At 43.9% G+C, this 12573-nt stretch carries 13 protein-coding genes; 8 read left to right on the forward strand and 5 right to left on the reverse strand.

Annotated elements, in window-relative coordinates; genetic code table 11:
* The first annotated feature begins 34 nt into the window (after positions 1 to 34).
* From CDG61_RS04325 to CDG61_RS04335, 3 genes are read left to right on the forward strand one after another with little or no spacing between them, the layout of a single operon-like run.
* Positions 35 to 1201, forward strand: a complete 1167-nt coding sequence (locus CDG61_RS04325; RefSeq protein ID WP_087551273.1) for a low temperature requirement protein A — start codon at positions 35 to 37, stop codon at positions 1199 to 1201.
* A gap of 9 nt (positions 1202 to 1210) precedes the next feature.
* Positions 1211 to 1615, forward strand: a complete 405-nt coding sequence (locus tag CDG61_RS04330; RefSeq protein WP_087551272.1) for an NUDIX hydrolase — start codon at positions 1211 to 1213, stop codon at positions 1613 to 1615.
* 36 nt (positions 1616 to 1651) lie between these two features.
* Positions 1652 to 2704 (forward strand): DUF1176 domain-containing protein, encoded by a 1053-nt coding sequence (locus CDG61_RS04335; RefSeq protein ID WP_087551271.1) that lies wholly within the window; start codon positions 1652 to 1654, stop codon positions 2702 to 2704.
* Positions 2705 to 2723: 19 nt separating this feature from the next.
* Here CDG61_RS04335 and CDG61_RS04340 read toward each other — a convergent pair whose 3' ends face one another.
* A complete protein-coding gene (locus CDG61_RS04340; protein WP_193853169.1) occupies positions 2724 to 3659 on the reverse strand; it encodes a tRNA dihydrouridine synthase in 936 nt (311 codons plus the stop codon).
* A 492-nt stretch (positions 3660 to 4151) separates the two neighbouring features.
* Here CDG61_RS04340 and CDG61_RS04345 point away from each other — a divergent pair, with 492 nt between their 5' ends.
* Positions 4152 to 5189 (forward strand): hypothetical protein, encoded by a 1038-nt coding sequence (locus CDG61_RS04345; protein WP_087551270.1) that lies wholly within the window; start codon positions 4152 to 4154, stop codon positions 5187 to 5189.
* Between the two features lie 171 nt (positions 5190 to 5360).
* Here the strand turns inward: CDG61_RS04345 and CDG61_RS04350 are convergent, their stop codons facing one another.
* Positions 5361 to 6170, reverse strand: coding sequence for a cytochrome C assembly family protein (locus tag CDG61_RS04350; RefSeq protein WP_087513408.1), 810 nt, complete (start codon positions 6168 to 6170; stop codon positions 5361 to 5363).
* A gap of 138 nt (positions 6171 to 6308) precedes the next feature.
* Here CDG61_RS04350 and ffh point away from each other — a divergent pair, with 138 nt between their 5' ends.
* Positions 6309 to 7718: a signal recognition particle protein gene (ffh, locus tag CDG61_RS04355; protein ID WP_087513409.1), complete on the forward strand. Its 1410-nt coding sequence runs from the start codon at positions 6309 to 6311 to the stop codon at positions 7716 to 7718.
* Between the two features lie 92 nt (positions 7719 to 7810).
* Here the strand turns inward: ffh and CDG61_RS04360 are convergent, their stop codons facing one another.
* Positions 7811 to 8497, reverse strand: a complete 687-nt coding sequence (locus tag CDG61_RS04360) for a toxin-antitoxin system YwqK family antitoxin (RefSeq protein WP_087551269.1) — start codon at positions 8495 to 8497, stop codon at positions 7811 to 7813.
* A gap of 231 nt (positions 8498 to 8728) precedes the next feature.
* Here CDG61_RS04360 and CDG61_RS04365 point away from each other — a divergent pair, with 231 nt between their 5' ends.
* Entirely contained in the window at positions 8729 to 9334 is a 606-nt protein-coding gene (locus CDG61_RS04365) for an RBBP9/YdeN family alpha/beta hydrolase (protein WP_087551268.1), read from the forward strand.
* A gap of 43 nt (positions 9335 to 9377) precedes the next feature.
* Here the strand turns inward: CDG61_RS04365 and CDG61_RS04370 are convergent, their stop codons facing one another.
* Positions 9378 to 10118, reverse strand: coding sequence for a type III pantothenate kinase (locus CDG61_RS04370; protein ID WP_087551301.1), 741 nt, complete (start codon positions 10116 to 10118; stop codon positions 9378 to 9380).
* A 4-nt stretch (positions 10119 to 10122) separates the two neighbouring features.
* Positions 10123 to 10881: a biotin--[acetyl-CoA-carboxylase] ligase gene (locus CDG61_RS04375; protein ID WP_087551267.1), complete on the reverse strand. Its 759-nt coding sequence runs from the start codon at positions 10879 to 10881 to the stop codon at positions 10123 to 10125.
* Positions 10882 to 10910: 29 nt separating this feature from the next.
* Between CDG61_RS04375 and CDG61_RS04380 the strand changes: the two genes are divergently transcribed.
* Positions 10911 to 11720: a sulfite exporter TauE/SafE family protein gene (locus tag CDG61_RS04380; RefSeq protein ID WP_087513449.1), complete on the forward strand. Its 810-nt coding sequence runs from the start codon at positions 10911 to 10913 to the stop codon at positions 11718 to 11720.
* A 152-nt stretch (positions 11721 to 11872) separates the two neighbouring features.
* Positions 11873 to 12568 carry a GntR family transcriptional regulator gene (locus CDG61_RS04385; RefSeq protein WP_087513413.1) on the forward strand — a complete coding sequence of 232 codons (696 nt, stop codon included), beginning with the start codon at positions 11873 to 11875 and terminating at the stop codon, positions 12566 to 12568.
* Positions 12569 to 12573 lie beyond the last annotated feature (5 nt).

The raw sequence follows: 12573 nt of genomic DNA on the forward strand, positions 1-12573 counted from the left end.
CAAAAGATAAAATGAATAAAAAGAGAATACTCAGATGCCTTTTTTAAGATTTCCGCAACACTGGATCAAACCATTATTACCCAGGGATTCCAGGCAGTCACATCGGGCTGCAACACCCCTTGAACTGCTGTTTGACCTGATTTTTGTGATTGCAATAGCAACGGCTGGGCAACAGCTGCATCACAGCCTGGTCGAAAATCATATCGGTGTGGGCTTGCTCAACTATCTGATGGTGTTTTTTGCATTGTGGTGGGCGTGGGTCAATTTCAGCTGGTTTGCATCGGCTTATGACAATGACGATGCATTTTACCGCATCATGACTTTTGTTCAGATTATTGGTTCACTGGTAATTGCAGCGGGTATTCCTGCTGTTTTTCAGCATCATGATTTTGACGTCATTATTGCTGGCTATGTCATCATGCGGATGGGAATGGTCGTTCAGTGGGTCAGGGTTGCCGTGGATGATCCTGGGCGAAGAAGCACAGCTTTGCGTTATATCACCGGTATTGTTGCAGTTCAGTTTGCCTGGATCATGTTCCACTTTATTCCTGTTCAATGGGGTGTGATGACTTTTCTGGCGCTGGTCGTGGCTGAACTGGCTGTTCCCGTCTGGGCAGAAGCAGCTGCAAAAACGCCGTGGCATCCGCATCATATTGCTGAACGATATTCACTGTTGACCATTATTGTACTTGGAGAGTCTGTTGTTGGATGTTACTCCGCTATTACGGATGCACTGAGTAATCAGTTGTTCAGTATTGAACTGTTGTTTCTGATGGTGGGGGGGCTGACTTTAATGTTCACAATGTGGTGGGCGTATTTTGATCATGAAATTGCAGAGCGGCTGGAACAGAAGAATATTGCTTTCAGCTGGGGTTATGGACACTATTTTATTTTTGTCAGTATCGCGGCTATAGGTGCCAGTTTATCTGCAGCAGTTGATGTGGCAACAGGTCAGGCAGAAATTTCTGATCAGCTTTCCGGATGGCTGGTGGCGATCCCACTGGTCGTCTATACCGCCAGTTTATGGATTCTGCACGAAGCTCATCATTTGCATGGCATAAAAAAATGGCTCTATCCACTGACTACAGTCGTGGTGCTGAGTATTCCTGCGCTCGGATTCAACATTGGTTACAGTGTTTTTGCCATGTCCATTGTGTATGCTTTACGACTGTTTTTTTCAAAGTGCTATCTGGCACGGTAGGGGTAAATCATGGGTTTTCACGACTTTTATCGGATGAGCTCACATGCCGTGATCAGCAATGATCAGGGGCAGATTCTGTTGTTGAAAGCCACCTATGCTGACTGTGCATGGGGGCTGCCTGGCGGTGGGCTGGATCTGGGGGAAACCATTCATGAGGCTTTACAGCGCGAATGCCGTGAAGAACTGGGTTGTGATGTGCAGATAGATTATCTGTCGGGTGTTTATTTTCATTCAGCTGTGACATCGCATGCTTTTATTTTTAAGTGTCATCTGGCTACGGATGCTCAGATTACATTAAGTGATGAGCATTCTGAATACCGCTGGTTTAATATGAATGAGTTATCCCATGTACAGAAAATCAGGGTTCAGGACTGCCTGAGTTTTGAGGGGCAGGTACACAGTCGGGCATTTTAAATTTTTTTCAGAACAGCAATATCAGAGAATAATGAGATGTATCAGATAAAACTTATGGGACTGGCGGGTCTATGTGCCAGCCTGATAACGCCGTGTGTATCAGCTGCTGTTCAGGGGCAGACATTCAGTCATGGTGACTGGGAGTTGAGCTGTGACAACACAGGAACATGCCGTGCAGCAGGTTATCAGTCTGACGATGATTTTGAAAATATGGTCAGTGTTTTACTGACCCGTAAAGCTGGTGCGGGAACACCAGTACAGGGTGAATTTGCAATGACGGTTGATAATGAAAAAACCGTGATTCCTAAGCAATATACCCTAAAAATCAATGGTCAGTCCTATGGCAAAGTTTTGAATGATCGGGATGATACAACTGTTTTAAATCCCCAGCAGGTACAGGCTTTAATCAAAAGTGCAAAAGCAAACACTAAGATTGTTTTTGATGCAGGAAAGAACAGTCGAGTGCTTTCAGATCAGGGGTTAAGTGCTGTACTGTTAAAAATGGATGAATTTCAGAAACGGATTGGAACACCTTCGGCTTTGATTAAAAAAGGGAATAAGTCTGAGCAGAATGTTCTGAAAGCTGTGCCGATGCCTGTGGTAGTGCATCAGGCAGCAATCAAAGGAAAAAAGACGGAATATAAACTGCAGAGCACTGAAGCAAAGCGTATACAGTCAGTTTTAAAAAGCTCAACCCATGAAGATAACTGTCCGATACTGTTTGGTGGAGAATCTTTTGAAAGTGACCGCTTAACCGTGACACCCTTAACTCGGGATAAAAGCCTGGTCACTTCACCTTGCTGGAGTGGTGCTTATAACTTTGGCTCTGGTGCATGGATTGTGAACCGTGAGCTGACCAAAGTGTTGCAGATGGTGAGTGAGTCTGTCAGTGAAGATGAAACGACTGTTTTATATGCAAACCATAAAGGGCGTGGTATAGGTGACTGCTGGTCAATGGAGAGCTGGGTCTGGAACGGTCAGCGTTTTGTTCAGACACTGGATGCAACGACAGGCATGTGCAAAGGTTTTGCAGGAGGTGCCTGGAATTTACCGACTGTAATTGCTGAAGTAAAAGGCTTGGCGCGCTAATGTATTTCAGACTGAAAGTTTAATGAATGGACAGGTTGAGTCTTTCAACCACTTCATCAATTTTTTTCAGTCGCTTAACTTCATCCCACAGTGCTTTTGCTTCAGGATAGTGCTTGGACATCATTCCAAGCCATTGTTTGTAGCGACCGACCATATTGATTTCTTTTTTATATGGACCGCTTAAAAAACGGAGTTGTAAAACCTGCAGTTCATTCCAGTTCATCAGCGGCTGATCTGTATTCTGACGGATACACTGGGTCAGATCAGGTGTGGTCACAGCACCGCGACCAATCATCAGATCTTCACAGCCAGACTCCAGCTGACACTGTTTAGCATCGGCATTGGTCCAGATTTCACCATTGGCAATGACATTGATTTTAATGCTTTCACGGATCGGATGAAGCAAATCCCAGAAGGCAGGAGGTGTGTAGCCATCTGCTTTGGTTCTGGCATGTACAGTGACCCAGGATGCACCGGCATCTTCAATGGCATGTGCATTTTCAAGCGTAAAGTTTCTGTCCATATAGCCTAAGCGCATTTTTGCAGAGACAGGAATGTGCTCAGGAACTGCATCACGAACAGCTTTCACCAGTTCATGCACCACTTCTGGTTCATCCAGCAGCACTGACCCACCACGGTGTCGGTTCACTGTTTTTGCAGGACAGCCGAAATTCATATCAATCGCAGGGGCGCCAAGTTCCACAGCACGGACAGCATTGGCTGCCAGCATCTCAGGATTGTTCCCTAAAAACTGCACATGCACAGGTGTTCCGGCTGCAGTTTTGCCACCATGCCAAAGTTCGGGACAATAAGTCTCATAGACATGGTCAGGCAGGACCGTATCGGTAATACGGATAAACTCAGTCACACACCAGTCAAAGCTTCCGACATGAGTGAGGACATCACGCATAATTGGGTCGGTTAAACCTTCCATAGGGGCAAGAATGAGTTTCAAGTGCGCAGCTCAGTTTTTATAAAAATTGCGTTATACGCATTTTTAAAGAACTTGTCCAGTAAAAGCAGGAATGGTGTAAAGCTGTATTAAAATTCAAACTAGTTATCTTAATATTGATATTGTGTTGATTTGAGCATATTTTAATAATAATGTGGTGAATAAATATACGAAAAATAACAATTTAAAAATGTTTAAAAATAAATATAAATATCATGGGAAATATTATTTTAAATATCGTTGTAATTATTGGATTGTGATTTATATTTTTATTAAAAATTCAAAAATAAATATTAACTAATTGATTGAATATTACTTTTTATTATTTGAATCATGTCAGTAGTGTGATTGATTAATAAACTTTTTAGACAGAATATGTTTGAAAGTGATTTATGTTTAGCTTTTAACTTTACTTAATGCAGATTACATCACAATAAAACAAACAATGCCTGATTTACACTGGATGTAATTTGTAAAATCAGAGGATGAAATAATATGAAAAAGAATTCTGGATTGATTGGGGTGGCTTTGCTTACGGGGTTTCTTACTGCCTGTGGTGGTGGGGGAGGTTCTGATAAAGCGACTGAAACAACCCCACCAAATGTGCCATCAGACACAATTTCTCCTGAGTTGTCAGAGGAGTTTGTACCTTTTGAAGATCAGAACATCATTGATAAAATCAAAGACCTGATCAGTGGTGAAACTAGTAATGGTACCGACTATAACGTTGCTTTAGGGCATATGATCGGTGAGGTGTTTGCTGACTATCCTGTGGGGCGAACGGGGAGGATTGTACAGATTTACAATCTGGGAAATAACAGTGTCAGATATCCAAATTTACTGTGTTCTGAAGTGAAGACCGCTGGAAACATCCAGACACTGACGCTTAAGGCAGACAGGGAAAACTGTATTGTACTGGATAAGACTTACAGAAAAGGTTCTGTGATTACAAAGAGTGTCAGTGGTGATAACACGACACTGACTTTCAGTAATGTCCGCTATGGTTCCAATCTCGACTTCAGTCTGACAGATGATTATCTGATATCAGGCAGCATTACCTATACCTCCACCCAGAGTCCCGCGGGTAAGTCTGTCAGTTATTTTGTGGATAAACTTGAGTTCCAGCGCATTGCTGAACGTCAGGATGCACCGGCGGGAAGCACCGCTTATGATGCCCTGAGTAAGGAATACCTGCAGGTTCGCAATTATGTCTATAGTCTGGTGGACGATTACGGCAGTGGCAGTAATGGAGTCAGAACATTGAGCAGTGCAGGCATGGTGATTGGTCAGCCTTATATGGCGGGCTTCCGTTACAGTTTTAATTTTAATACGACTGCACCATTTAAAATGGATGAGACGCTGATGAATGCCTATAAACATCTGCCTTCAGAAGGAACACTGCAGATTACTGATGGGTTTAAACAGAAAATTGAGGTGAAACAGACCACGCCTGGTGCTTTGAGCGCGACAGTTTATCTGAACGGAAAAGAGCTTTCGACACTTCCATGGTCAACCATTATTGGCAGTAAATAATTTAGTCAAAAAAGCCCGAATCATTCGGGCTTTTTTGTGGATATACGATCAGGTTTTATTGTTGCAGAAACAGTTGATCAGCTGTTTCTGTAAACTTCTGGATACAGAGGCTGTTTGATGTGAGTTGCGGACTCTGATGATATTGTATAAGACAGTACTCAGGTTGAAAAATTAACGGTTTAAAATCATTTCCAGTACGAACTTGGAGCCAATAAAACCGACTGCCAGCAGGAAAAAACCGGTAATGGTAAAACGGATGGCTTTCTGACCACGCCAGCCAAATTTGTAATGACCAATCAGCAGGGCACCATAAACAAACCAGGACACAATACTGAAAGCTGTTTTATGTGCCAGATGCTGTGCAAAGAAGTTGTCAATGGTAAAGAAGCCAAAACCCAAAGCCACTGTAAGCAGAAGGAAACCTGTGATGATCAGATCAAATAAAAGAGTTTCCATCGCTTGGAAAGATGGTAACAGATTGACCCAGAAACGGGTTTTCTGTTTCTTTTTCAGTTCTCTGTCCTGAAACCATAAAATGACAGCCTGAATAGTTGCCATCAACAGTACGGCATAAGCTGAAAGTGACAGAATAATGTGAATATCCAGACCAATGGAATGCTGTTCAATAAACTGATTCTGTCTGCTGAATGCAAAACCCAGAATCAGTCCGGTTGCTGCAACAGGGATACCCAGCAGGTTCAGCGCAAGTACCGGGCGGTAAGTACTGAACAACAGGCTCAACAGCAGCATCAGTCCTGATGTGAATGACATCATGTTAAAAACATCATAATTCACACCGGAAGGCGTCAGCATATCGCTGTAAAGCACACCTGCATGCAGCATAAGCCCTAATGCCAGCAGAATGCCAATAAACCAGTGGTTTGCATCTCTTTTTGACATTAAGTGCATGAACAGATACCAGAATGAGGTGGTATAAGCAACTAATGAAAGGATGGTGTAAACCAGGGGAAGACTGATCATGTCAAACCTTTTTCAGGATGATGAATATTCATTTATATAAATTCAGCGAGAACTACAGTATCCTATAGCATCTTATGCATAAATTTTCTATTTTAAGAAAGATTTTTTTGCAACTGGCAATTTTAAGCGGATTTTGCAATGTTTGATACCTTAACGGAACGACTCACGCAGAGTTTAAGAAATGTTACTGGCTCTGGGCAGCTAACCGAAGACAATATTAAAGATACCTTACGTGAAGTACGTATGGCACTTCTTGAAGCCGATGTCGCATTACCTGTAACTCGTGAGTTTATCGCGAAAGTTAAGGAAGAGGCATTGGGCCAGGAAGTCATGACTCAGTTATCTCCGGGTCAGGCATTTGTTAAAATCGTGCATGACGAATTAACAAAAATGATGGGCGAGGCAAATGAAAGCCTTGATCTTGCAGCGAAACCTCCTGTTGTTGTCCTGCTTGCAGGCTTACAGGGTGCAGGTAAAACAACAACTGCTGCAAAACTTGCCCGCTTTTTACAGGAACGCCAAAAGAAAAAAGTAGCGATGGTGTCTGCCGACGTTTACCGTCCAGCCGCAATCAAACAGCTACAGACTGTTGCTGGTGAAGTCGGTGCGATTTTCTTTGAATCGAGTGCTGATGAAAAACCGATTACCATTGCAACCCGTGCAATTGAACAGGCTAAAATTCAGTTTGCTGATGTTCTGATTGTCGATACGGCAGGTCGTTTACATGTCGATGACGACATGATGGATGAGATCAAAGAACTTCATGCGGCAATCAAGCCAACTGAAACCTTGTTCGTGGTTGATGCCATGACAGGTCAGGATGCGGCAAATACAGCCAAAGCCTTCAATGATGCACTGCCTTTAACCGGTGTGATTCTGACCAAAACTGATGGTGATGCGCGCGGTGGTGCAGCACTTTCTGTCCGTGCCATCACAGGCAAGCCAATCAAATTCCTGGGGATGGGTGAAAAACTCGATGCCCTGGAGCCATTCCATCCTGAACGTGTTGCACAGCGTATTCTGGGGATGGGTGACGTACTTTCTCTGGTCGAAGAACTTGAACGTAAAGTCGACAAAGAAAAAGCCGAAAAAATGGCGAAAAAACTGCAGAAAGGCGGCAGCTTCAACTTTGAAGACATGCTGATGCAGTTTGAGCAGATGAATAATATGGGCGGCATGATGGGCTTCCTGGACAAGTTGCCGGGTATGAGCAATGCAGGCATCCAGGATGCCATTGCTCAGGCAAACCCAGAGAAGCAGGTCAAAAAGATGGAAGCGATTATCCAGTCGATGACCATCAAGGAACGCCGTAACCCTGACCTGATGAACCCGAGCCGTAAAAAACGGATCGCAGCAGGTTGTGGTATGGATGTGTCTGAAGTGAACAAGCTGATTAAACAGCATGCTCAGATGGCAAAAATGATGAAAAAATTTGCCAATCCATCAGGTATGGCAAAAATGATGAAATCACTGGGCAATATGCAGAAGCAGTTCGGTGGTGGCGGTGGTATGGGACCATTGTTTGGAAACAGTGATCAGAAAAAATAATATCTGAAGATGCTGTTCCATAAAAAAAGACCCTGCCTGTTCAGGGTCTTTTTTTATTGCTTGTTTTATTTTTCTGATCAGAAAGTCAGGTGTTATTCCTGGAACTTAGGATCAAGCAGGTCATAAATCTTTTTGAAAACACCTTCGATATCTTCATTGTCAGAACCGTCTTCATTCCACGCCTGAGCGCTGGTGGTTTCCTGGTCTTTGTTCAGGGTATATTCGACCGCTTTTTTACCTGAGGCATACCATAGACGATATTCAGAGTTCCCCTGATCATCTGTTTTAAATAATGAGCCCAGCTGACCGTTGGTATAATAGTCTTCACCCTCAATAGCTTCACCGTCTTTATTGGTAAATTTTGCAGCGACTTTACCATCAGGATAATACAGGGTGACAGGACCTTCCACGTCACTGCCATCAAAACTGAACAGTTTCAGTGGATCTGTGACCCAGGCAGGAGATGACTGAGCATGTCCCGTTTTCTGGTAAAAATCCTGTACCAGGAAATCACCTTTTGCGTTGCGTCCAAGCAGTACACGGTAGTAACCGTCTTCTACCGGTGTTTTTGAATAGGTGGAGTCTATCTGTGATGCACAGCCACAGTCTTCCTCATTTTTTGTGCGGCTGAAATAACCCACAATTGCCTGCTGGCTGCTCAGCTGGGATTTTAACTCCGTCGGGATCTGTCCAGATTTCAGTCCTTGAGTTGTAGAGCATCCACTGAGAAACAGGAGTGAGGAAATAACAGATAAGCAAAAAATATTTTTAAAGTTCATAAAGCATCCTGACTGTTAAAATTGTTATCGGGAAAATGAAAAATGTACTGGTCTGAGTTTAAGGGAATTTTAAAATTCAGCAAAACATTCTTTGTTGTCATTTTTTGATTAAAATGTCGATTGAAACATGGATCATGTTCATAAAAAACAGTACCGACTACAAAAACACTATATCGTTTTATTCAGAAAAAACAGTAGTTTTAAGAGAACTCATTTTATATTCTGAATGCAATGAAAAAAATGGAAGTCTATATTGTTCACGGTTATCGGGCTTCGCCAAATGATCACTGGTTTGCCTGGTTAAGCCAGAAAATTCAGCAGGCAGGACACTTTTCCAAACGTGTGGTCATGGCACATTCAGCAGCACCTGATTTTCAGACCTGGCAGGAGTGTCTGAAAATGCAGATCCCGAACCTGAATGAAAATACGATTATTGTTGCTCACAGTCTGGGTTGCTGTGCGACATTGCACTATCTGAACAGTACTTTTAAATCGCGCTCAGGAAGAATCCGAGCCGTTTTTTTTGTGGCGGGGTTTCTGTCACCGTTGCCTGCGATTCCAGAACTGAATGATTTTATCCGACAGGTCAGAGTGGAGGGCAGTATTCTTCAGAACTGCCTGCCGGCATCGGTTCAGTTTATTTCCAGTAATGATAGCTATGTCCCACCACCACTGGCATTGCAGTTTGGACATTTTTTGAATGCACAGATGAAAGAAGTCAGGCAGGCGGGACATTTTATGAAAGAAGATGGCTATGCTGAATTTCAGCAGTTATGGGAACTGTTGCAACCCTTACTGAACAGTGGTGTGACTGAGGATAATCAAAAAGTCGAATGAGAGGTGATCCACTTTGATGGATCACCTTTTGTATTTTAACTGATCAGGGGTGTTCAGCGGCATGAGCAATATAATGCTGCAAGCCTTTGAGCAGAAGATCTGACTCCACTGTCGGATTAAACTGCTGAAGATGCTGTGCAAACAGGGGAGCATCGCCACCCGTCAGAATCAGCTGACGGGGAGTCTGTTGCATGACTTTTTCAATGGTGCTGATCAGCCCGAGTAAAATACCATGATGAACTGCATCAATGGTGTTTCTGCCGGGGCTCAGTTCACTGAAAGCTGCGTCAGGGATTTTAATGCCTTTGGTGTTCTGAATCAGGGAGTCTCTTTGCAGATAAAGATTAGGCAGAATATAGCCTCCCAGATGCTGAAATCCATCCGCCAGGTCTATGGTCAAAGCGGTTCCACAGCTGATCACACAGTAATTCTGATCATTCGAGTTCACCACTGCAAGTACCTGTAACCATCGGTCAATCCCGAGCTGAGATGTTTCCTGATAGCCACATTGCAGTCCTGCATATTCAGCATGTACCTGTGCAAAGATGACAGGTATTTCCAGTTTTTTCAGAATCTCACGGATACGCTGATTGCTTTTTTTATCCTGTACAGAGGAAACCCCAGCCTGACTGAGCTTCAATGCCTTGAAATGATGAATCAGACCCAGCAGTAAGTCGGCAGGAGACTGCAGATGCAGTTCAGCCGCATGTTCAATGATGTCACCATCCTGAGTAATCCAGTACTTTAAGCGTGTATTACCAATATCCAGCCATAGTTTTTTCATTGATTTACTCTGCATGTCCGGACAGTTTAAGGCTTCCCTGATAATAAGGAACAGTGCCGTTTACTGTTTCAATCAGTACTGCACCATCATTCTGTATGCCCTTAAAGGTACCTGTGGTGATTTCACAGTTCTGGGTAAATGCAACTGCACGATCCATAAATGCAGCATGGTGGTTAAAACGTTGAGCAAGATTGGCACTGTTGTGACTGAACCATTCTCCTGCCTGCTGTATAGCCAGATACAGTTCAGCAATCAGCTGGATACGGCTGATATGCTGCAGTCCCAGTTCAGCCAGTGAAGTGACATGCTGGTCAATCTGTTCTTTAGGCACGGGAGCGAGGTTGATTCCGACCCCAATCACAGCCTGAGTGCTGTTGATGGGTTCTATTAAAATACCGCCCCATTTTCCTTGAGGGCTGTACAGATCATTTGGCCATTTGACCTGAATATCCAGGTTTTGTAGTCCCGGCATCTGTAGAATATTTAATGCTGTTTCCAGGGCGAGACGTCCATCAAGGGCTATTCTGGTATTTACGACTGTGCTTAAATAGATGTTTCCTTCCGGAGATACCCAGTGCCGCTGGCGCTGTCCTCGCCCCTGAGTCTGTCTCGTACTGCATACAAGTACACTCTGTACACCTTTCAGTGCAATTTCCCTGACATCATCATTGGTTGACTCAGTGACGGGTTTAAGAAGCAGAACTTCAGGCTGTTGACCGGCTTCCGAAAGGAGTTGCTGCAACTGTCGGGTTTCTATGTCCATCTGTATTTAAGCGTAGTGGGATAATGTTTATGGAGTTAATCATATATCTGGTGATCGGTGCAATCGCAGGTTTTGCCGCAGGACTGTTTGGCGTTGGTGGTGGTCTGATTATTGTTCCTATTCTGTATATTGTGTTCACCCAGCTGAATTATGATCCATCGGTGATTATGCATCTGGCACTGGGAACGTCGCTGGCAACGATTATTGTCACCTCATTCAGTTCGGTCAGTGCGCATCATAAAAAAGGGGCTGTGCTCTGGCAGGTGGTGCAGAATCTGGCACCTGGGCTTGTGATCGGTGCATTTCTTGGGGCAGGCATAGCGGACTATCTGTCAGGACAGGGTTTACAGTTGCTGATCGGGTTCTTCGCGGTCTGGGTGGCATTTAAAATGTTTAAAGGTGCTGCGGTCGCTGTCGATACGGCTAAACAGTTACCATCTACAGGAATGCAGATGCTTGCAGGCGGGGGAATTGGTATAGCCTCCGCTATTTTTGGTATCGGTGGCGGAAGTCTGACGGTACCTTATCTGAACAGAAATGGCGTAGTGATGCAGAAAGCTGTGGCAACTTCAGCGGCCTGTGGCATGCCTATAGCCATTGCAGGCGCACTGGGTTTTATGTGGTTCGGCAAACAGTCGGATATCAGCATTCCCGGTACGATCGGCTACGTACATATTTATGCCTTTATTGGAATCAGTGTCATGAGTTTCATTACAGCAAAGCAGGGAGCAAAAGTGGCACATAAACTTTCACCTGCTATGCTGAAAAAATGCTTTGCCTGTTTGCTGACAGTGGTCGGAATTTATTTTATTTATCAGGGATTCAAAGTATTTTTATAACAGCCTGGATTGTCTGATCGCCTGTGGGTACTGACTGTAAAGACAGTAAATTGTCCGACAATGACATGGTATTTTTTTGCAAAACTGAGTAAAAAGAAAAAAATGAAAGACCGGATGTTGAGTCAATCCTATAAAAACAAGACAGGTACAGTATGCAACAGGAAGATACAGACAGTTTGTCGGAGCAGATTGCACGACATATCAGTGAACAGATTATCAGTGGTGAACTGGTTGAGGGCGAGCGTATTCAGGAATTACGTATCGCCAAAGAACTGGACGTCAGTCGTGGTTCTGTCCGTGAAGCGCTGTTACTTCTTGAAAGAACGCATCTGATTGAAATTTTTCCGCGCCGTGGCGCGATTGTTTCTGAAATGTCAGCTCAGCAGGTTCGGGCACTGTTTGATACCTGTGCATTGCTGCTGGGGCAGATGGTACAGCGGATTGCTGAAACCTGGCGGACACATGAAGCAGAGGAGTTGCAGCAGTTGCTTGAACAGCTGGCGGAGCAGTGCCGTCAGGGCAATACTGAAAAGTTTTTTGATCTGATTTTTCAGGGGCTGTCACGTCAGCAGGATATGGTCGCAAATCCTTATCTGATGAAGTTTTACAGGGAGTTGCTTCCTTCGGTCAGACGCAGTTATTTTCTGACCTTAAACACTTCACGCCGTGAGCTTCAGGAGTCGTTTGATCTGTTTAAACTGGTGACCGATGCAATTTTAATCCGAAAATCACAACAAGCTACTTTATTTATGGAAGATTTTTGTCGACACTTGCGTAACCTTGTGTTGGAATCTCTGACACGGATGAAACAAATCGAACTTGCGTGGGCAAGACGTTCGCGTCGTTAATCAGG

The sequence above is a fragment of the Acinetobacter sp. WCHAc010052 genome (assembly GCF_002165295.2).
Taxonomy (GTDB): domain Bacteria; phylum Pseudomonadota; class Gammaproteobacteria; order Pseudomonadales; family Moraxellaceae; genus Acinetobacter; species Acinetobacter chinensis.

Excerpts from the sequence above, each read along its gene's own strand:
- CDG61_RS04330 (WP_087551272.1), top strand. The coding sequence starts at position 1,211 with ATGGGTTTTCACGACTTTTATCGGATGAGCTCACATGCCGTGATCAGC.
- ffh (WP_087513409.1), top strand. The coding sequence starts at position 6,309 with ATGTTTGATACCTTAACGGAACGACTCACGCAGAGTTTAAGAAATGTT.
- CDG61_RS04325 (WP_087551273.1), top strand. The coding sequence starts at position 35 with ATGCCTTTTTTAAGATTTCCGCAACACTGGATCAAACCATTATTACCC.
- CDG61_RS04375 (WP_087551267.1), bottom strand. The coding sequence starts at position 10,881 with ATGGACATAGAAACCCGACAGTTGCAGCAACTCCTTTCGGAAGCCGGT.
- CDG61_RS04385 (WP_087513413.1), top strand. The coding sequence starts at position 11,873 with ATGCAACAGGAAGATACAGACAGTTTGTCGGAGCAGATTGCACGACAT.
- CDG61_RS04370 (WP_087551301.1), bottom strand. The coding sequence starts at position 10,118 with ATGAAAAAACTATGGCTGGATATTGGTAATACACGCTTAAAGTACTGG.
- CDG61_RS04350 (WP_087513408.1), bottom strand. The coding sequence starts at position 6,170 with ATGATCAGTCTTCCCCTGGTTTACACCATCCTTTCATTAGTTGCTTAT.
- CDG61_RS04380 (WP_087513449.1), top strand. The coding sequence starts at position 10,911 with ATGGAGTTAATCATATATCTGGTGATCGGTGCAATCGCAGGTTTTGCC.
- CDG61_RS04360 (WP_087551269.1), bottom strand. The coding sequence starts at position 8,497 with ATGAACTTTAAAAATATTTTTTGCTTATCTGTTATTTCCTCACTCCTG.
- CDG61_RS04365 (WP_087551268.1), top strand. The coding sequence starts at position 8,729 with ATGAAAAAAATGGAAGTCTATATTGTTCACGGTTATCGGGCTTCGCCA.
- CDG61_RS04335 (WP_087551271.1), top strand. The coding sequence starts at position 1,652 with ATGTATCAGATAAAACTTATGGGACTGGCGGGTCTATGTGCCAGCCTG.
- CDG61_RS04345 (WP_087551270.1), top strand. The coding sequence starts at position 4,152 with ATGAAAAAGAATTCTGGATTGATTGGGGTGGCTTTGCTTACGGGGTTT.